Annotated in this window: 21 protein-coding genes; 11 read left to right on the top strand and 10 right to left on the bottom strand. The window is 36.9% G+C overall.

The features are described 5' to 3' along the window. Positions 1 to 180: 180 nt before the first annotated feature. Positions 181 to 837: a hypothetical protein gene (locus P364_RS0129710; RefSeq protein ID WP_024633653.1), complete on the bottom strand. Its 657-nt coding sequence runs from the start codon at positions 835 to 837 to the stop codon at positions 181 to 183. Positions 838 to 966: 129 nt separating this feature from the next. Between P364_RS0129710 and P364_RS0129705 the strand changes: the two genes are divergently transcribed. Both P364_RS0129705 and P364_RS0129700 read left to right on the top strand, forming a co-directional pair. Continuing rightward, positions 967 to 3,099 (top strand): type IA DNA topoisomerase, encoded by a 2,133-nt coding sequence (locus P364_RS0129705; RefSeq protein ID WP_024633652.1) that lies wholly within the window; start codon positions 967 to 969, stop codon positions 3,097 to 3,099. 642 nt (positions 3,100 to 3,741) lie between these two features. Beyond that, positions 3,742 to 4,743: a hypothetical protein gene (locus tag P364_RS0129700; protein WP_024633651.1), complete on the top strand. Its 1,002-nt coding sequence runs from the start codon at positions 3,742 to 3,744 to the stop codon at positions 4,741 to 4,743. Between the two features lie 44 nt (positions 4,744 to 4,787). Here P364_RS0129700 and P364_RS0129695 read toward each other — a convergent pair whose 3' ends face one another. The 3 genes from P364_RS0129695 to P364_RS37665 all read right to left on the bottom strand — a co-directional run bounded on the left by P364_RS0129695 (position 4,788) and on the right by P364_RS37665 (position 7,185). Then, positions 4,788 to 6,131, bottom strand: coding sequence for a cell division protein FtsZ (locus tag P364_RS0129695; protein ID WP_024633650.1), 1,344 nt, complete (start codon positions 6,129 to 6,131; stop codon positions 4,788 to 4,790). 4 nt (positions 6,132 to 6,135) lie between these two features. Then, a complete protein-coding gene (locus P364_RS0129690; protein WP_024633649.1) occupies positions 6,136 to 6,498 on the bottom strand; it encodes a hypothetical protein in 363 nt (120 codons plus the stop codon). Between the two features lie 516 nt (positions 6,499 to 7,014). Continuing rightward, the gene (locus tag P364_RS37665) at positions 7,015 to 7,185 is read right to left on the bottom strand and encodes a hypothetical protein (protein WP_161634274.1); all 171 of its coding nucleotides are present in this window, start codon (positions 7,183 to 7,185) and stop codon (positions 7,015 to 7,017) included. A 177-nt stretch (positions 7,186 to 7,362) separates the two neighbouring features. On the opposite strand from P364_RS37665, the gene P364_RS38340 reads away from it, so the two are divergent. After that, positions 7,363 to 7,689, top strand: a complete 327-nt coding sequence (locus tag P364_RS38340; protein ID WP_024634632.1) for a sigma-70 family RNA polymerase sigma factor — start codon at positions 7,363 to 7,365, stop codon at positions 7,687 to 7,689. Next, positions 7,641 to 7,880, top strand: coding sequence for a helix-turn-helix domain-containing protein (locus P364_RS0129675; protein ID WP_024633647.1), 240 nt, complete (start codon positions 7,641 to 7,643; stop codon positions 7,878 to 7,880). Before P364_RS38340 ends, P364_RS0129675 begins: the two co-directional genes overlap by 49 nt. 153 nt (positions 7,881 to 8,033) lie before the next feature. Here P364_RS0129675 and P364_RS38535 read toward each other — a convergent pair whose 3' ends face one another. Both P364_RS38535 and P364_RS0129665 read right to left on the bottom strand, forming a co-directional pair. Beyond that, complete coding sequence (locus tag P364_RS38535; RefSeq protein ID WP_268870912.1) at positions 8,034 to 8,168, bottom strand: hypothetical protein; 135 nt, start codon at positions 8,166 to 8,168, stop codon at positions 8,034 to 8,036. Next, positions 8,165 to 9,088 (bottom strand): hypothetical protein, encoded by a 924-nt coding sequence (locus P364_RS0129665; protein WP_024633646.1) that lies wholly within the window; start codon positions 9,086 to 9,088, stop codon positions 8,165 to 8,167. Before P364_RS0129665 ends, P364_RS38535 begins: the two co-directional genes overlap by 4 nt. A gap of 159 nt (positions 9,089 to 9,247) precedes the next feature. Between P364_RS0129665 and P364_RS0129660 the strand changes: the two genes are divergently transcribed. After that, positions 9,248 to 9,796 (top strand): hypothetical protein, encoded by a 549-nt coding sequence (locus P364_RS0129660; RefSeq protein ID WP_024633645.1) that lies wholly within the window; start codon positions 9,248 to 9,250, stop codon positions 9,794 to 9,796. Positions 9,797 to 10,361: 565 nt separating this feature from the next. Continuing rightward, positions 10,362 to 11,273, top strand: coding sequence for an ATP-dependent DNA ligase (locus P364_RS0129655; protein ID WP_024633644.1), 912 nt, complete (start codon positions 10,362 to 10,364; stop codon positions 11,271 to 11,273). Positions 11,274 to 11,355: 82 nt separating this feature from the next. Here the strand turns inward: P364_RS0129655 and P364_RS0129650 are convergent, their stop codons facing one another. The 3 genes from P364_RS0129650 to P364_RS0129640 form a co-directional block, all read right to left on the bottom strand. Continuing rightward, positions 11,356 to 12,207 carry a hypothetical protein gene (locus tag P364_RS0129650; protein ID WP_024633643.1) on the bottom strand — a complete coding sequence of 284 codons (852 nt, stop codon included), beginning with the start codon at positions 12,205 to 12,207 and terminating at the stop codon, positions 11,356 to 11,358. Between the two features lie 138 nt (positions 12,208 to 12,345). Then, entirely contained in the window at positions 12,346 to 12,885 is a 540-nt protein-coding gene (locus P364_RS0129645) for a hypothetical protein (protein WP_024633642.1), read from the bottom strand. Positions 12,886 to 13,018: 133 nt separating this feature from the next. After that, positions 13,019 to 13,717, bottom strand: a complete 699-nt coding sequence (locus P364_RS0129640; RefSeq protein ID WP_024633641.1) for a phosphodiester glycosidase family protein — start codon at positions 13,715 to 13,717, stop codon at positions 13,019 to 13,021. Positions 13,718 to 14,106: 389 nt separating this feature from the next. Here P364_RS0129640 and P364_RS38335 point away from each other — a divergent pair, with 389 nt between their 5' ends. The 5 genes from P364_RS38335 to P364_RS0129610 all read left to right on the top strand — a co-directional run bounded on the left by P364_RS38335 (position 14,107) and on the right by P364_RS0129610 (position 17,777). Then, complete coding sequence (locus P364_RS38335; RefSeq protein ID WP_236642283.1) at positions 14,107 to 14,589, top strand: hypothetical protein; 483 nt, start codon at positions 14,107 to 14,109, stop codon at positions 14,587 to 14,589. 29 nt (positions 14,590 to 14,618) lie between these two features. Beyond that, positions 14,619 to 14,942, top strand: coding sequence for a hypothetical protein (locus P364_RS0129625; RefSeq protein ID WP_024633640.1), 324 nt, complete (start codon positions 14,619 to 14,621; stop codon positions 14,940 to 14,942). A 467-nt stretch (positions 14,943 to 15,409) separates the two neighbouring features. Then, positions 15,410 to 15,718: a LytTR family DNA-binding domain-containing protein gene (locus P364_RS0129620; RefSeq protein ID WP_024633639.1), complete on the top strand. Its 309-nt coding sequence runs from the start codon at positions 15,410 to 15,412 to the stop codon at positions 15,716 to 15,718. A gap of 266 nt (positions 15,719 to 15,984) precedes the next feature. Continuing rightward, the gene (locus P364_RS0129615; protein ID WP_024633638.1) at positions 15,985 to 16,986 is read left to right on the top strand and encodes a hypothetical protein; all 1,002 of its coding nucleotides are present in this window, start codon (positions 15,985 to 15,987) and stop codon (positions 16,984 to 16,986) included. A gap of 281 nt (positions 16,987 to 17,267) precedes the next feature. Further along, positions 17,268 to 17,777 (top strand): AbrB/MazE/SpoVT family DNA-binding domain-containing protein, encoded by a 510-nt coding sequence (locus P364_RS0129610; RefSeq protein WP_024633637.1) that lies wholly within the window; start codon positions 17,268 to 17,270, stop codon positions 17,775 to 17,777. Positions 17,778 to 17,919: 142 nt separating this feature from the next. Here the strand turns inward: P364_RS0129610 and P364_RS0129605 are convergent, their stop codons facing one another. Beyond that, positions 17,920 to 18,783, bottom strand: coding sequence for a hypothetical protein (locus tag P364_RS0129605; protein WP_024633636.1), 864 nt, complete (start codon positions 18,781 to 18,783; stop codon positions 17,920 to 17,922). Between the last annotated feature and the right edge of the window lie 30 nt (positions 18,784 to 18,813).

Here is an 18,813-nt window from a genome sequence, read left to right as displayed (position 1 = left end):
CCGTTGCTATAATTTTATATCCTCTGAAGGATTTAAGCGAACAAAAAAAGCCATAACGTCATTATTACATGACATTATGGCTCTTTCATGTTTGCATCCTCTCGCTTCTTATCATCATTGAGCTTATGGCAGAATCCAAGCTAAGGTAATTCTTACCCACTCGCAGTGTTTCAGCCAAAACTATATTAAACTTCCGAAAAGTGATTCTGCATTCCAGGCTATTTTCCTCCTCGTTTTCTCATCCGAAAAAACGTGCTGAAGAGCAGCATCTAATACCTGATCTCTTAATCCAGGAGGACCCACAACAGATAGAATAAGGACGTTAAATATATCTCTTTTGTTCACTTTATGTTGGCTGCAAATGAACTCATGTTTATCCCAGTCAGCTTTACTTAACGATAAAACATTTTTGATCTCAATCTCTGAAAGAGAAATCCGTAGGTTTCTAAGCAAATAAGCCAACTTTAATATCGCTTCACCGGTATGAGATCGATCCTGGTAGAGCTCATTCAACTTATTATGTAACCATTCTAATTCACAACTTAAGTAGTCCATCTGCTTAAGTACCAAACGTTCTCTTTCAATCCATTTTATCGATAGGACAACATCATCGATTAATTCAGCCAGAGTAATACTGTACATCTTTATGATGATGAGGGCTTGTGCGCAAGTTTTCCGCTGTCCCCTTCTTCGCTCCAGATCATTCAATTCATTTAGATGTGGCTCATATTCAATTTTTCGATAACAATATGATAGCATCAATTTTTGAAGCTGCTTAAGCTTGTTAAACCTTTTATCGGGTATGAATTCTAGCGAATTCGTAACGCCCTCTTCCATACGACAATTCTCCCTATAAATAAAGTATCACTTGAAATATTAACTTAATAATACTACATTTAATTAGGTTGTAAATCAAAATATACATCTAATTATTATTTTGAATACAGTTAAAGGAGTGAATATTTTTTGATACTTATCATTGCTGAAAAACCGGACATGGGAAGAAAAATAGCAACAGCCTTGGGAGGGTTTAAACAAGAACAAGGATATCTTAAAAGTGAGCACTATTACATTACCTGGGCTTTTGGACATCTGGTTAGCCTCGCTGAACCAGAAGATTATGAAGAACGTTTCAAAATGTGGAACTTTGATGATCTCCCCATTGTACCTAAGCAATTTAGACTAGTGCCGAACAAAGATACTCAAAAACAACTTTCGTTAATTAAAAAACTAGCTTTATCTTCATTAAGTATTATTAACTGTACAGATGCTGGCCGAGAAGGTGAAGCGATTTTTAGATACATCTATGAATACCTTGAACTTAGACTCCCCTTTCAACGCTTATGGATCTCATCACTGACAAAAGAGGCTATCACCCAAGGGTTCCGAAATCTTAAAGATGGTTCAGAGTATGATAACTTGTATAAAGCGGCGAGATCTCGATCTACATCAGATTGGCTAATTGGAATGAATGGAACAAGAGCATTTACTACGAAGTTTGGGGGATCCAAGAATGTGATTAGTATTGGACGCGTACAAACTCCTGTATTGGCTATGATTTATGACCGTCATCAAGAAATCACTATGTTCAAAAGCAGAACTTATTACACTGTTGTTGTAGAGTTGCAGCAGCAACAAGTAAATTATTCTGGAACACTACACATTGATGAACCTATAACGGAAAAATTAACGGTAGATAAGATTGCTCAGACTGTACAAGGAAAGATTGCCAAAACGAAAAGCTACGAATCCAAAGAAGCTCTAGAGAAACCTCCCCTACTCTATGATCTGGGCTTGCTCCAAACTGAGGCGAACAAGAAATTTGGTTATACAGCTAAACAGACAGCTGATATTGCACAGCAGCTTTACGAACAATTAGAGGCCATAAGTTACCCACGTACAACATCTAATTATGTTGCTGCAGACAACTTGGCTGTTATGCATGAAATCTTTGATCTATTTAAAAATAGTAAATATAGTTCATTCACTATTAACGGGGATAAATGTTATGTAAACCCAGAAAACAAAAACCTTTGTCGCCCCGACAAAATCGAAGATCATCATGCTATTTTTCCAACTGAGAAGATTCCACATGATCTAACAAAGGATCAAGAAAATATCTATTCATTAATTGTGAAAAGATTTTTGACTCACTTTTATCCACCTGCAAAGTATAAACTCCATCGTATACTTAGCATCGTAGATCAATTTGAATTTAAAACAAACATCAAAGAACTAATCTCTCTTGGATGGAAAATCATTAATGAAGAAAAAAATAATAACAAAAACACCGAAGATAAAGGAGATAAATCTACCGAAGATTATGATCTACGATCTAATTTTGCATTTAATGAGGAGGAATTAGCTGTATGTACCAAAGCGGACGGCAAAACAATAGAAACTAAACCTCCAGGTTATTATACGGAGGGAAGTCTAATTGATGCCATGAAAAAGGCCGGGAAGCATATCACTAATGCAGAGTTAAAGTCGGAAATGAGCTATATACAGTTGGGTACTCCCGCCACAAGAACTGAGATCATTGAAAATCTAAAAAGAAAGCAATATATCATAGTTGATGGAAAGAAACTTAAACCTACAGACAAAGGCAATACTCTCGTTGAAATGCTTCGTAATCTCGGTTTAAATGTGCTAACCAGCCCAGAGATGACTGCTAAATGGGAACAACGTTTAAGTGAAATAGCAGTAGGCAAAGCATCAGATAGAGCCTTCTCACAAGTTGTCGTTAAATTTACGGAAAAGATTATATCTTGCTTAAAAAATGGTACATCTACGATTAGCCAGGCTAAATTTATGAATACAATTGGTAACTGCCCCAAATGCAAAAATCAAAGTATTATTGCCGAAAGATTCGCATATCTTTGCACGTCTACGGAATGCGACTTTAAAATCAATTCAATGCAATATGGTAAGGAGTTAACCTCCAAAAATATCAGTGACCTTCTCACCTCTGGTAAAACCAACACTATTTCTTTCAAAAACAAATCGGGAAAAGCCTACAAAGCTAAGTTAATGCTAGATGCTGCTTCTATGAATGGAAAGCTCACCTTAGAATTTGTTAATAAGAATATAAAAAGATAGCGATATGTTGTTAAATATACGTGTAGATCAAAGAAGATTAGGTTGATCAATCGTTACGAAGACGTAGATAAATATCTACGAATTAAGAAGATAAAATCATCCATAATCTTCATTTATAATTTATTCAAGGTTAACAACAATCCATTCGTAGATATTTAATCTTCGGTAAAATATTAAATCATTGAGCTAATCACTTTTTATTCATTTTATGATTAGATCGTAGACTAACGCAGATCAAAGTCACAATATTTAAATGTAGCCGTAGAGAATTCATCTAATCATACCAGAGATTTCGGTCTACACATCTTTTCTTCATAATATATACCCTTCATCTGATCGTAGACCGTAGTTTACGTTAGATCTGTGTATAAAATTCTAGCGTAGATACAGTCTTCGTTATCCAATACGCTGTTTTTCCTCATTCAAGCCGTAGAAATGTTATCTACGGCTCTTTTTTTGTTGAATTCTTCCGTAGATATTCATCTTTTCTAACAATTTAGCCTTTAATCGTAAACCAACGTAGATTTAAGTGAATAAACTAGACGTGGACGTAGTCTTTGATATAAAATTGTAAAGCAGAGCTTACATAAGCCCACAGGAACGGCTCTATAGTCTATTCTCAGTAGGGTAGGAGGGGATTATATGACTGATACTAACGAGCAGCACAACAGCACAACCGCTAACCAATCACGGAATATAGAAGAGGTTGGTCCTAGTGAGGAAATTAAATCATACTTTGAACAATCGGATATTCTATACAAATACGTAAACCATGAAAAATTTGAAATGGTAAGCACAGATATTCTTCAATTGGACCGTACAGCACGGTATTCTACGTCCAAAGTAGCTGAGATACTCAAATCATATGATTTTCTAAAATCTCCAACAGGGGACCATCAGATCGATGATGCCCGTTTGCGTTGGTGGCTAAACGCGAAACGAGAGGATAATCTTATTGATTACTTGAACGTACAAAAGACCGGGAATACATGGACTTGGGATGTATATGCGATTATTAGAGCAAAGATCGTTGCTACTTTAAGATACTGTAATAAATACTCTCAGAAAGACATTAAAGTGATGACTACTGGAATATCAACGGTCTCCGCTGCCAGAATGTCTCCAGACACTATTGTTTCTATGATAAACTCTGGCGAGATCTATAATATTTCAAGTTTAGATACACTCAAAAGTGCATTCCTAGCCTACATTGACCATAATGAAAAAAGATTCGAAAGTGATATTGCTGAAGGTATTGAATTCATTGGTGAACAATTCAAGGAAATATCTGAAGAACACAAAGTACAACTCGAGAAGCAAGGGGAGCTTTCGGTAACCCAGGAGAGGTTGGTTCAAGAACAGGAAAAACTTGCTTCACAACAAGCTGAGCTTGATGAGAGAACAACTAAACAACAAGAGCTTATTCAAAGAAACCTTGACCTAGAGTTTAAGCTTAAACAACAGCAAATGAAGAGGTTGTTAAGGCTAGAAGCTATAGAACAGTGGAAGAGTAGGGGAGCCCTAAAAAATCTCTTTGCTAGTGAGAAAGATAAAGAAGCGTTTATCCAGTCTTACATTGATAACGGGCTGAAAGAGTTTCCCTTAAATGAAAGTGCAGCAACATTAGAAAGTGGAAATGAATAAGACAAAAAAGGTGGCTCTTAAAGAGCCACCTTTTACTTTCTATTTTAGAGGTCTAGATCATCAAGATCACTTAAATCAGCAAGTGCAGCTGGTTTGTCTTCAGTGTCTCGTTCATCCAGATCATCAAGAGTCAGGAGTCCTCCTTGATTTGTATTAGTCGAAGTATTAGTTGAGAAAAAGTCATTATAGTCGCTCAAACCAGCAGCAGTCTGTTCTCTTGCTCGTTTTTGCTCCTCCTCAATCACTTGCCATTCCTCACGCTCATGTTTTAGTTCCTCAATACGGAGTGGAGGATCTGAAACTACTGCTAAACCATACAAAAGAATCTCATTATATAGACGATCGTTTTTCGAGATTGCATGATTAACCCGAGTATTTAGAATCTCTGAAGTATCTCTGTAAATGTCATCTGCAATTTGTGGGGAAATCTTACGGTTATTCGGGTAGATAACTGCAATTGCACCTGTCAGCACATTATTTAGTCTATAGTTTGCAAGGACTTCATTACGTTTAAATAAGTTCTCAATCTCAGCTTTGTAAATTACGTCATCACTGAGTGGAATCGATCGTTTAGATACTGATAACCATCCAGGCGTAGACCAAGTAGATAACAATTCAGTTTTATCGTAGACAGATCTACCTTCCAGAAGAGGAAGAGCAGCTGTATCGTAAAGTGTTGAGGCAACAACCATATTTGTGTAAGATCGAGCATCGACACCCTGAACTCGCTCTCCATTTTCATAGTAATCTTTTAGTTTCTCGTTATCGATTACAAGAGCCGCGCCCATTTTCCCTTTAGCCATGAGATCCTGTATAACATAAATGCCTGCTAATGCATTATCTCTAAACGCAACCCCACGCTCATCAGTAGAAGGAAGGGAGCAAATAACACCTAAAGGAATTTTCCCACCTGGCAGCTGTTTTCTTTCCCTAACCTTGGACAAGATCTCCATAATAACTTTGAGGGCCCCATTTCCACTACCTCCACCTAAAGAAACAGTTACCCATACGAAATCGGCTAATTGAACATCAGGTTGTATTGCAACTTGCTTGTATAAATCAATGTTCTCTTTAGCTATTTCAAAGCCAAGTTTTGCATTTTTATCCGTACCTTCGAGCCCGACTAAACGTTTAGAAGGTGTTTCAATCCTTCTATCATCAGGAATAAGGTTTTTATGTTCGTTTAAATCACTTTTTGAACTATTGAAAAGATAAGTAGGGTGACCGCAACGCGACAATTCTGCTGCCATCCGACCACCACCTTGACCTAACCCGATAATAACTTGGTTTGGAAGTCGATCTATTTCGTTTAAAATGCTTTCAGAAAAGACATATGGAGAGATCATTCTCCGTAGATGCCCCAGATTATTCACATCAATTTTGCTCATCTGTTTATTCCTTTCTTTCACTCATATTTTTTCGTTCTTTAATTACTAATCCCAGCAATTGCTTCCCTCTATTAGTTAAATAATAAGGAGCCATAGTTCCGACTTTTCCACGTTTAATGAATCCCTGCGCTTCCAATACAGTTAATGCAGAATCAATGAAGAATCTACGATCACGATAATCATCTATCCTCGTCTTAATAAATCCTTTGTTCTCTTTATTCGTAACTGCAATCAGTAAGAATATATCTATTGCAAAATCATTTAGCTTGCTACGAAAGAACGAAAGGGTTCTTTCCGAGAAGAGCAAATCGTCGTATTCATCTAGCTGATCCTCTGCATGTTCTCCGTTGTATTTCAGATTGATCACCTCACTCAATACCTTTTGAGAGGATTATATTGCTAATTATAGTGGACACTATTGGAAGATGTAAAGAAAAATATAGTTACACAATCATGTGACACTATTATGCGACATATAAATAACTTTCTATGAAAAACTAAAAAAACCTTATATGATAAGGCTTTTTAGATCAGCATGTAGTAACACTATTGTGTGACACAATAGTGTTACTACTCAAAACAAGAACAGATGATCTGTATTTCACTAAATTAGCATGATTATGTAAACTAAATCGTTATTCATACCGAATTTTAGGTAGTTTAACTTTCTGTTTCTTATATCTCATTTAAATTCATAATTATCTACGTATCTACGACTAAAAATAAAACTACGCTTCAAGCTCTAACTTAAATATCTACTTCTCTAACGATGCGCTGCTCATTCCTTCAATATATCTATTCATCTAATCAGATGATTATGATTATTCATAGAACAAAACCGATCTATTTGAGATCGGTCAAGCTCCAATACACTTTGTAGTGTTCAAGGTAGCGTTTTCTTATCTTTGATCAAATCAATCAATTCCTTTAAGGTCCGATCCAACGTATCAAACTTTTCCTTAATGTTGTCCATAAGATACTTCAATAGCATAAACGTGATTACTACAGGGAATCCAAAACTAGGAACTAACTCGATGAATTTTTCAATCTCCATTTCTTCACCTCCTTCTCATAAATATAGGTAAAAAAGAACGGTAGTTTACAACTTTTAACTGGAAGAAAATCGGAGATTCCAATATAATTAAATAAGAACATTTGTTCCTACAATTCATATTTTTGGTTGTTATTGCGTTCTTATTTTTACCTATATAGTGAGGTGAGATAATTGGAGATGACAAAAGAACAATGTAGATCCGAGCTAAAGAAGATGGCTTGGAGACTTCAGTACAGGTCTAAGGTGACAGCTAACAAGGAATTTGGGATGGTGTTTGATATCACAACAATCGATTCTTTTGAAAATGATTCTATTTCAAGAATCCATGTGGAGGAGATATTTGCTCTCATTCCATCAGACGTAGGAAAGAAAGTAATTCATGATGTTTACCTTTGTGGCAAGTCAGAAAAAGAGGTTTCTGCAGACCTTCAAATTTCACAACAAGGAGTAAATAAATGGAAAAAGAAGACATTAAGCTTTCTATCGACGAAATTGAGTTCATGAATCTTGTTCAAAGATCTAGGAAAGGTGATCAAGCAGCTTTTATGGCTATACTCGATATGTTTGAGGAGGAGATGGAGCAGATGGCAAAATATATACGAATGCCAAAGGAGGATGTGATGCAATCACTGCGTTTAGGCTTACTTGAATTAATTATAAATCACACCACAGATAATAACCCAAAGAATGAGTGAAAGGAGGGAGGAGGGCACTTTGAATAGCTGTGCAAAAAATTGTATAGCTTTAATCATTTTTAGCTTACATATATCTATCGTGTTCTCATTCATATGGCCTTATCAACGACGAAAGTAGCCTTCCCAGTTCGGGAATAGCTACTTTTTTATTTTTTAATCTACAGATTCTTTGAAACTCTTATACATTTCATAGATACCAATAACAGCAAACAGCAAGATGATCGCAATGAACCATGTGGGAACAGATACAGCGTTTCCACTACCAAATGCTAGACCAACGTTCTTCATTTTGTGTCACCTCCTTTCGTAATTACCAATGAATAATCACTAACTATTTCTGACCAATGATTATTTACAAACCATTTTATCCCTGAACGCATCTCAATATTGCAAATCAAGAGTAGCAAAATTATACGAGTCATGTTGAGTTTATAATTGCCTGTATTTGATGGCCATAGAATTCCAAGCTCACCAAGGGATGCTCCAGCTGTTCGCATCATATGAATGATGGAATACGATTCTCTAAAGTCTTCTTCATTTGTATCTTGAATCTGCTTTTTCCAGTCCATTCTTTGTAACCAACCATTTACAGTGCCTTGAATAATCTCGCTCATAGGCTTCCCATCAATTTCGTCTTGAAACATGATTCCTTTCGATCTGCTGAGCTTTTCAATATGTTCAATAGAGATATTTCTATTACTGAGGGCGCGAGCCAGGTTACTTCCATCCCAAAGCATTTCTACCTTAGCTGCCTGTTCATCTTGTAATTCTTTTTGATCAGAGTTTGACGGCCTTCCGATTTTACTTCTTTTCCTAACATCCTGTGAAGCGAGCAAATCTATAAAGTCTCCATAACTATTGTCTTGACTGTACTTTGTTATTTCATTGAAAACAGTTTGTACATCTTCATAGAAGCTAAGGAGCCTTATCTTCAATTTTTCCAAATCCACATCGTAACCTTCCCAGAACAATACAAAGATTAGATCTTTTTGATTTTTACTAATTCCTTCTTGTTTAAGTTCGTTAATATGTTGAATTGTATCTAAATCCGCGTGATTGAAGTACTTCCTCGCCCCTTTGCCCCTGCCATCGCCGGTCCAGGATCCACTTAGGAATCCTAATTCTAAGTATCTATCAAGCAACTTTGGAGTTAAGTGAATGCCATGCTCAATCGCTTGAGATATCATTGTCTTTTTGGTGAGTAGCATATTTAACCGACCTCCTGTTATAGAGTTTACCGGCAGCGGGATTCCAAAACAATTGGTCAAAAGAGGGGAAGTGAAAATATTGTTCTTCATCTCATAAATATGAGGTCATGGTATACTCTGTAATAAGAAGGACTTTTAAAAGTGAAGTGAGGACGGTAGATGGACAATTATGACAAGCATGCCGAAGTTTTAAACACGCTGGTGTACACCTTAAATAGTGGTGTGAAGGGTTCTATTGAATTATCTAAGTCACAACTAGAAGAGTGGGAAGAGTGTTATAAGACTAACAAAAGATTTGTGATTGAATCCGGAAAATATGTGTTTGGTCTCAATCCAAATCTTGTAGCTGATTTTAAATGTCTTCGTGCACAAAGCATTGAAACGAGCTCCGTACATATAATTCAGACACATATTGAGGAAGCAGAAGAAGAATTAGAAGAGGACCCCTTGATATCTTTTAAGATAGTTTGTAAATGCAGCGCTACATACTTAACGCCATCACGAAAGAGTAGAAGGAAGTCCAATTGTAAGTATTGTCAAAGTCCAGTATTTGTTGATTACTCAAGTGGAATTATTGAAACACATTATGGGAATGGGCTCCTTATGACTAATACTAAATACGTAGATAAAAATGCAGCCCGACCAGAAGGTTATGATGATTTGAAGAGAACATACTCAGGGTCGAGGAGAGAAGAGATACGTGTTTAATGGTTTATAAAGAGAGGTATGGAAGGGGATCTAGTGAGAGATGTTTTCTCACTAGATCTAAAAAGATATCAGTAAGAGACAATAAAACATTAACCTATCTCATTATATGAAGTTAATCCTCTTGTCCCCTGAGTTTTTATTTGAAATTCATTTTTAAAGTAGTAACACTATTTTCCAAGTTTTTATTCCATCCTAGTAAGTATTAAAAACAGCAGGGGTTGCCCCTGCTGTTTTTCTGGACCATAAATCTGTGTTTATTGAATTGAAAACTAAATACCAGTTCCCCATCTGATCCAAAAACAAGGTAAGTACGTCGTCATCAATGGATATATCTCTAACTAACTCAGTTCAACCTCCAGTAGAATCTGAGAATTTGTTTTGTCTTCTTGTACATTCCCGATATCTGTAAATATATAAGGGAGTAACATCTTAATTTTCAAGTCAAACGAATCTTTTTTTCCATTTCAGGACAATTACCTGCATGAAAAATATCTCAAACTACCCAGCAATCTTAAATAGGAAATTCAATACTTCCTATGCTAAGGTTAGGGCGGAGGTTTTTGTCATGTTGAATCAACCAATCAAGCCTATGTTATTGCAGCCATTACCACCAAGTGGGATTAAAGAGGGCTGGAAATCCAGTATTAAATGGGACGGGTTTAGAATATCCATTCACTACGACCATGGAAATGTCCGTGCTTACACTAGGCATGGGACTGAGGTAACTGAAAGGTTCCCTGAACTGCAGAAAATTAGCCTCTCGGCAAAGACAGCGATTTTGGATGGAGAATGCATTGCATTTGATGTCACTCAAGCAACTGACCAAACACCTAAAATTTGGTGGGATGATGCTATGGCACGTTTTCATACAAAAAAGGCTTCTGCGATCAAGCAAATTTCTAAAAGCTTAAAGGCACATTTCCCGATTTGGGATGTATTGTGGATAAATGGTCAATCCGTCATGTCAAAGACTTTTACTGAGCGGCGCGAAATCCTTCAAGCTATATTGCCACCCTCAGATACTATATCTATTACACCTTTATACGATGATGGAACGCAGCTCTTCCTCAACATAAAGCAACAGGGACTTGAAGGTATCGTACAATATAACAGCGATGCACCATATTATTTAGATTCTCGGCCCCAGGATGTCATTACAAAAATAAAAGCCTATCAGTTTGCCATTTGCGATGTTGTTTCAATAAGGAAAAATCGATTTGGGTGGGGCTTACAAATGAATGATAAGTATGTAGGTCTTCTTGAATTCCCACCACAAAGAGCCCTGATACAGCAATTTCATTCTATTAAGAAGAACCTTGTACGAAGTGAAACTAAGGATTGGATATATCTAGAGCCTTTGATTAGCTGCAGAATCAAATTTCAGTGTTTCACTAAGAATGGTAATCTAAGATCACCAACACTAGTTGAATTCTTTCCTACAAGTACTGTTTCAAAAGAGAATGTGTTAGCTAATTAAGTTAAGTTGCATCTACCTGTAGCTTGTTAATCAAGTTAAGTATAAAATGGATCCACAGTGAATGTACTGTAGATCCATTTTTTTAAACTCCGTTAATCTGCATCCAGACCTTATGTAATCCTTCAGCAATTGGTTTTATAACTTTATTACTGTGAAGATACCCATTGTGACAAAGGGGCGTCCATTGGTCCAGTATAGTCCCAACGTTAACGTCACGGTCTTCATGAACCGCCTTATCATACTCAGGATGTATACTCTTCAAGGGATAGCCTAATACATCGTCTTTGTCATAAAAATTGATCCATTCCCCAGCTATAGCAGGATACTTAGCAGAAAACTCCTTGCTAGGTACCTGGATGGGGCGGTCAAAGGATGCATATCGTAGACTCCATAAAGGCAAAGTAGTTCCACAAGTATAAAAGAGAGACAAGGTTTCTCCTCGCTCCAAAGCGGAATTAGGGTTTGTTATTTTAGTGTTCTCCTTAGCGTGTTGTAGATCGTAAAAGAAATTACTTGCAATAACACTACCTAGACTATGCGAAATAACACAGAGAGGAGCATCCAACCCGGCCTCTGTACTCAAACTATTCAGCTCCTTACTTATGGCCTGATGAACAGCATCGTAGTTTTGTTCTCCACCGTCCCTTAAGGGTTGGTATGCGACAGCGTCTGCCAGATAGTGAATCATAAATTCTCTAAGCTCTACATATCGGAGATTATGCGGTGGGCCCACTAACTTTCGTTTTAGCTCTTCCTCCCGACTGGCAAAAATAGATGCCCACCAGACCGGTTTAATTTCAATGCAGGACTCAGGATTTTTCTCACCACTGATTGCGGAGAATGTCTTGAGTAGATTATCAATAAATATGGAAGCAAAATCTTCCTGTTGCTTACCCAAACCATGAATAACAATGACCGCTACCTTCTGTGACATATGGAATCATCCCCTTGTTTTCAAAATCTACATACAAAAAAAGACCCAACTCTAAAGTTGGCTCCTTTTAAGTTTGCCTTATGTGACTAGCATTATTCCTCACATGATGCACAGGTTTAGTGGAATTACGCAAACAGATCAATCAATTGTGTAGATGGACCACTCACCTTCATTATTCATCCGGATTGCATACATCATTTTAACGTTCTCAATCGAATCTGATTTCGAATCTAATCGTTCCCCAAGGACTGTAACGTGAACTTGATTTTTGATTGATTCACTTTTTTGAATGCTTTCAATGGTTGAAAAATGATATTGGAAATCATCACTATAATACCCCTCCATAGCATCGGCTAATTTTTCAGTGACAAATCCAGACCGATACTGATCGTGGTCATGCTCAACTAGTCCTTCTAAATTAAGTTTAAGAACATCTAGAATGGGGGATTGATCTTCCGTTAGGGAGGATTCCGCCTCTTTAAAATCAATATCATTACCAGAATTAAATTTTGTTGAAGACTCCGTTTCTGAATCAGGATTCTTAGATGTATCCGATGCGGAATTCTGAGATGTATTCGTCGTATTCGTCGGTTCTTCTGTTGGTGAGTTTGTATCACCACACGCCGTAAGAAGAATAAATGAAGTTAGCAACGCTGTTAAAGCAATAGATTTCAGCATGATATCCCACCTTTATAAAATTCATATAGATAAAGACGCTACAATGTTGGGAAAAGTTACAAATTATTTTTAAGGAAGTGAATAGGAAAAAGGGAAATCGACATGCGATTTCCCTTTGAAAAAACCGAAGTATTTAGGACCAAGTTGCCCCGTTCACTGTAATGATACTGTATACGAGACGAGGTCCACCAGAAGTGTAGTTAGTACCATCTGGTTTTTTGGCACGTATTTGTGCCGCCGTGCTGCCATCCAGCATAATAGCATCTGTACATCCTAGAGACTTCATGATACCTCTAGTTTCTAGAGGGGTACAATCCGTAGCCTTACTCATCACTGCCAATACAATTTTACCACCTTTATACCCGATGGCAGCGCGTTTGTTGTTTCCAAAATCCACTCCGCCTTTTTCATCTTTCACCAGGTTATTGAATGCAGTTTCACTTGAAACCGTTTCTTGAAGTTTGAGACTAATGCCTCCGATAGCCCATTCAATCCAACTAGCAGGGGTGGATAGGTCAGCTAATTTGTTAATCACGAATACGTTCGCTACTCGGGAAGTACCGGCGTTTGGCCTCGAACAAACCAGCGTGCCACGTTTATACGTTGCATTCGTAGAAGCATAGTTCCTTACCGGGCTACCTCCTTTAGAAACTGCAATGCCGTGGACATAACCAGTACTGTCATCAAAGAAAGTGCCATTAATGCCATACTTAGTGGATGCGGTCAGGTTTTTACCGCCCAAGTCCTCAATTTGGATTGTAGACATATCCGCTTCAATGTAATCCACTGTAATTCCATTCCATGTGGTTTGTCTGTATTTTGCATCTGCCATTGATATCATCCTTTTCCCTATAATTTTTTTATGAGATGAAATCGTGGGAATCAACTAGATGATTGCCATTCCCGGGCAATCCCTGTTACCGATTTCCTTCTCACTGATATAGGTAAAATGGAGAGACATCATACAACCATTAAAATAATAAATCGAAACTGGATAGAATAAGTATGTAACTACATTATGATTTACGCTTAGTCCTTACACGCGATTAGAATCACTTTCATCACTAAAATCCGCACCCATATATCCTTGGCTTTACTTTCCTAAAAGGATGTTACAATTAATTAAAAGAACAGAATGGGGAGGTTGTTAAAGGAAGAGAACGTTCACTAGTTAAGTACTCTTGAAAGAAATACATTGTAATTTAATGGAGGCTGAAAACTATGAAAACACTCGATCAAATTTGGAATGCCATTAGAAAGTTCGAGGATTCAGATTTTCATCAACTGAGAGGTAAGGCTTTTACATATAAACTTATTCATAATGCGGTTATACCAAGCACAACGAACATTACAATCCCTAGAAGTCATTTCGAAAAGGCTTGGGAGCGTATGCCGGTAACTGGACCAGGCGAACTCCAAGATCTTAGGGGCCCATCTTACTTATTTGCAATTCTATCCGATCCTCGCATTTCGGCGTCAGACACTGAACGAGATGAGGGCAGTAGCATGCAATATAAAGAAGGATATGCTAAAGGTAGAGAGGATGAGGCAGAAACCACTTTGCGAAATTTGTATATTATTCTTGATGAAATGAAAGAGCCTCCTCAACAAACAAATCATATATTAACTTATATACGTCACCTAGAAAAACTAACAGGTAAAGATCGTGCTTTCTTTGATTCTGAAGGAAATGCATACGAGTAATTTAGAAAGCAATTTAAGGAGTGTAACTTATGAAGAAATGCCCATTCTGTGAAGTATTAATTAAGCAATCCGTTTGTCATGTTTGCGGACGAAACTTTAAAAAATCCAAAGCAGTAAATAATCCCGATTTAGGAACTGAAGTAGAAATTGAAGGTTCTCCAATTGAAGGTGATATTATCCTGGTGGATGGAAAGAATTATTTTCTTTATGTGGAAAGCCATTATTATTGGTCCACCTACCTACTTAAAAAGAATTTAAAACGAGATATGAGAAGCGATATCGTTGCACTTAGTGCAGAAGATGTAGCAAGGGGAGTGATATTAAATCGAGGAGTAACGTTAGATAAAATATAGTAAGATTTTTGACTTGAATGATGGATCCACAGCAAGCATCAGTATATGATAATCCAGAGGACGTGTCGATTACTTCTCCATCGATCCTCTCCCGTATTCCTAGATAAACAACTCTCCCTTTTACTCAAGTGCTAAGCCCTATAACTGGGCTTTTTTTATTTATTGATGATCAATTAAACAACTTATAATCTAGTAATTTAGATTGTTATTTTTTGTCGTACTAAACATACGTAGATTGCTCTCTAAAGGACTTTAATCTCAATAAGTATACATAGGTTCTTTTTCCGTTAAAGCAGCTTAGAATCTGCGTTATAGCTAATAGGAGAGTCTTTTAACGATAGAGTAACAATTCACTATTTGAATTTTGCTTATATTTAATTCAGCCACTTAATGCAGTCTATTTATATGGAATTGGGACTAAAGACATAGTAAGATTGAGAGGATAACAGAAGAGGGAGTTGGTAGTAGTGCAGATTCAAGTATTTGAAATATCCAATGATACGCCGGCAATGATTCATGAAGACGATATTTTATATGTGACTATTAATAAAGTGGAAGGATATCGTGTTAAGACAAAAGAAGGCATGTACTTCAATTTCCCCACGGCCAAATTTTTTATGGGTCATATTCCTTTCGTCCAAGTAGATCGAAACCTCTTAGTAAATAAAAATAATGTAGTTAGCATCGAAGGAGCAACCATGAAGTTAACGAATGGAGAAGAACTTAAAGGATCCCACTCGAAGCAGGTTCAAATAAAGGAACCGCTCTGCAGATAAGCCTAGCTTATCTAGCCATCTTCAAAAAGTTAGGATAAAAAGGGGGGTATAAAATGCATAATCACGGTACAGGCCACTAAGGTATACATAACTACTACACTATCCCATTCTCCTTGTATTACTCAGAGGGGGGTGGGGTAGCCACTCTCTTAATGTATTTTTACTCTTGCTTAATAAAAACAAATGAGAATTCGAGAGAAATAGGAATATTCCGATCATGTTCAAGAAAGTAGGGGACGAAAATTATTCAGCACAATGGATCAAGTTTGAAACAACAGTTAAAGGTCATTATTAGTTTAGTAACTATATTATTGGTATTAGCCGGCTGCTCGTCAAAAAATACGGTTGTAGACTTGGTCGTAGATAAGGAAATAGATTACTCTAATGGGAAAGTTAGGATTGTTGGGAGAACTAATATCCCAGATAACATGGAGTTGATTCTTACTTTAAATGGTAACAGGCGTGCATATTCTGCTCAAGACAAAGTTGTTGTCACAAACGGGGAATTTCAAAGTGGATGGTTTTCAAACAATGGTCATGGGTTAGATCTCGACGACTATAATTTGATGCTTATCTCACGTCCTGCAAGTGTACAGCCAGGACAAGTACAGGAGAAGATAGGCTTACTAGGAGAAAACCTTTCTGGAGATCTTGTTGTATCAGAGCTTGGTTTTGGAAATAAGATAAAATATACATATGAATTCAGTTTGGAACGTGGACAAGAAGTATCAAAAAATAATGAAGAATCATTAGAAGAAGACTTAACAGAAGATGGGGCAATTTGGGACCTGATCAATGGATACCTTGCTACAGGTCAATATATGGAGGTAAGTAAGCTAATTAAATCTATAACCAACCCTAGTAATGACCTTCAAATGATGTACTTGCTGGCCATGTATCATGTGTACGGTCAGGATGGTGAAGATGAGAAAGCTTTGAAGTCCTTAAATCAAATTCCAAGTAGTTACACGGGAAGAAATGAGGATCTTGTTTTCTACTACAAATACACTCATGAGGCTTATGAACAAAATGGCCAAAACTCTTCTCTCAGTTTTAACGATTACGTTCAATTGTATAGAAAGAACAGAATTACTCCGGAGTCCTTTGCTTATTATAAGGATGAGCAAATCCAAAGTAGTTCACGTACGACTTCAAATGATGCTGACTACAACATCTATGGTGAGTATCAGCCAGTTGAGTCAATGACTCCTGATGAAATGAGAGCTGAACTCGAGGCAATTTTAGAACAAAATCTTCCCTCTAATTAATTTTATACAATACGGTGCAGCGCCCCCTTAACCTTAAACCCTTCCTGGACCACAGGAAGGGTAGGGTATCTAATAAATGAGTTATTATCTTGAATACTGAATTAGATACATACAAACCATTTGGCCATTCGTCCAGGTAAGAGAGTGGGATACTTTTTAGTGAATACTGATTTGTATATATTTTTATGTTACTTTATTCCTTATTTTTGAAAAAAGTAGTTGTAGTTGGATAAATTCTTTTTTAGAATAAAGATAGTTGAAGGTATGAGGTGAGGGATTGTATGAAAAGAACCGGTATGAAGAGATCATTGGATCGCCTTGGAAGAATTGTCCTACCAAAGGAAATGCGAGATACTATGCAGATTGACATTGGTGACCCGCTCGAATTTTTTATTGAGGGGAAGGAACTGATTCTAAGAAAGTACAAATCTACAATGTGTGTTTTTTGTGGTTATTTTGCAGCCGAGACGTATTATAAGGAGCAGTTTGTCTGTAGTACCTGTGCTACTCAGTTAAAACATCCAGATAAATCTTCCGAATGGTTCTTACCAGAATCCGAGTATTCTCCTACGCCTGCTGAGAAGGTAATCTCTGAATCAATACCTGTATCAAAAACTCAATTGGACGACAGTGCTACCAATAATTATCCAGACGTACGCCCTAAAACGGCCCGTTTACTTCAACAACTGAAAGAAACTATGGAGCAACATCCTGGCTTAGCTCAAAATCAGATTGCACTCAAGATGGGGATCAGTCAAGGACGCGTCTCTCAATTAAAAAAAATGCTCTAATGAAATATATTCTTATATGAGGGCACTAACTTACAGAGTCGATGCGATACCACAATGATCTTTTGGAGTATCGAACAAGCTAGGTCGCTTAATTTAATTAAATACAAAAAAACATCCCAACTTCTGGGATGTTTTTTGTAACCTATATAGAAGGAGCCAAACCATATTTAACTGCTTCTTTTTTCAGACTTCGGAATATCATGGCATTAGAAATGGTAGCAAATACAACTAAAATAACCAATACTTTTCCAATAATCCCTGAAACAAGATACGCGTCTGCAGCAGCGTACATTGATACAAATGTACCAATATACGAAGATGCCTTTTTTAAAGTAAACTCGTCTATGAGATTGTCTTTGAGCTTATCGACTTTTCTTAGATTACGAAGGAAACCCAAACTCAATATAGGGAAGATAAGAACCATGAACAATGTGCTGCCTGTACACCATATGTATGAATCGCCTATTAAAATATATGTCTTAGGTACCCAATGCACAATCCATTGAAAAATAAAATTATCTTGTATAGGTTGATACACATCATGGATAAAGTTTTGGTAAACTTTTGAATGCATGAGATCGAAATACCAGTCATAATTCTCAAAAAGCGAGATAATATCTGTATACTTTTTGATAATATGTTTAAGTAAGGAATCATAGATTGGAAACGATAGGATACTGATAAGGAGATACCGAACCCAGTGTAATTTCACTTTTTGATCTTTGTCTGCAATGGACCAGTAAGGATCCATATAAGCCTGTAATCGTTCATACTTATCTAATGATACCCTAATCGCTCTCTTTTTCTTAGATTCATACGTTCTAATCTGTTTCTTTTTCTTAGTTGACTTAGGCTTTCTTTCTACTAGCTCTAAAGTATCTATTATCGCAGGTCGCTTTTTTGTATGAGGATTAGAATCCTGATTTTTTACTTGTTCGCTTGCTATCTTTTTTTCTTTCCATTTCCTCCTCTTTTGTCTTCCTCTTCTTCTTGACCTTTTGCTCATTCGCACCTCTCCTTTAACTTTGCTTAATCC

It is taken from the genome of Paenibacillus sp. MAEPY2 (genome assembly GCF_000499205.1).
GTDB classification, from domain to species: Bacteria; Bacillota; Bacilli; order Paenibacillales; family Paenibacillaceae; genus Paenibacillus; species Paenibacillus vandeheii.
Note: the sequence above shows the minus strand (reverse complement) of the source record. Positions and strands in the feature narration are given on the sequence as shown.

Excerpts from the sequence above, each read along its gene's own strand:
- P364_RS0129605 (WP_024633636.1), bottom strand. The coding sequence starts at position 18,783 with ATGAGCAAAAGGTCAAGAAGAAGAGGAAGACAAAAGAGGAGGAAATGG.
- P364_RS0129675 (WP_024633647.1), top strand. The coding sequence starts at position 7,641 with ATGGAAAAAGAAGACATTAAGCTTTCTATCGACGAAATTGAGTTCATG.
- P364_RS0129625 (WP_024633640.1), top strand. The coding sequence starts at position 14,619 with ATGAAGAAATGCCCATTCTGTGAAGTATTAATTAAGCAATCCGTTTGT.
- P364_RS0129700 (WP_024633651.1), top strand. The coding sequence starts at position 3,742 with ATGACTGATACTAACGAGCAGCACAACAGCACAACCGCTAACCAATCA.
- P364_RS0129650 (WP_024633643.1), bottom strand. The coding sequence starts at position 12,207 with ATGTCACAGAAGGTAGCGGTCATTGTTATTCATGGTTTGGGTAAGCAA.
- P364_RS0129645 (WP_024633642.1), bottom strand. The coding sequence starts at position 12,885 with ATGCTGAAATCTATTGCTTTAACAGCGTTGCTAACTTCATTTATTCTT.
- P364_RS38535 (WP_268870912.1), bottom strand. The coding sequence starts at position 8,168 with ATGAAGAACGTTGGTCTAGCATTTGGTAGTGGAAACGCTGTATCTGTT.
- P364_RS0129655 (WP_024633644.1), top strand. The coding sequence starts at position 10,362 with ATGTTGAATCAACCAATCAAGCCTATGTTATTGCAGCCATTACCACCA.
- P364_RS38335 (WP_236642283.1), top strand. The coding sequence starts at position 14,107 with ATGAAAACACTCGATCAAATTTGGAATGCCATTAGAAAGTTCGAGGAT.
- P364_RS0129610 (WP_024633637.1), top strand. The coding sequence starts at position 17,268 with ATGAAAAGAACCGGTATGAAGAGATCATTGGATCGCCTTGGAAGAATT.
- P364_RS38340 (WP_024634632.1), top strand. The coding sequence starts at position 7,363 with ATGACAAAAGAACAATGTAGATCCGAGCTAAAGAAGATGGCTTGGAGA.
- P364_RS0129665 (WP_024633646.1), bottom strand. The coding sequence starts at position 9,088 with ATGCTACTCACCAAAAAGACAATGATATCTCAAGCGATTGAGCATGGC.
- P364_RS0129660 (WP_024633645.1), top strand. The coding sequence starts at position 9,248 with ATGGACAATTATGACAAGCATGCCGAAGTTTTAAACACGCTGGTGTAC.
- P364_RS0129695 (WP_024633650.1), bottom strand. The coding sequence starts at position 6,131 with ATGAGCAAAATTGATGTGAATAATCTGGGGCATCTACGGAGAATGATC.
- P364_RS37665 (WP_161634274.1), bottom strand. The coding sequence starts at position 7,185 with ATGGAGATTGAAAAATTCATCGAGTTAGTTCCTAGTTTTGGATTCCCT.
- P364_RS0129640 (WP_024633641.1), bottom strand. The coding sequence starts at position 13,717 with ATGGCAGATGCAAAATACAGACAAACCACATGGAATGGAATTACAGTG.
- P364_RS0129710 (WP_024633653.1), bottom strand. The coding sequence starts at position 837 with ATGGAAGAGGGCGTTACGAATTCGCTAGAATTCATACCCGATAAAAGG.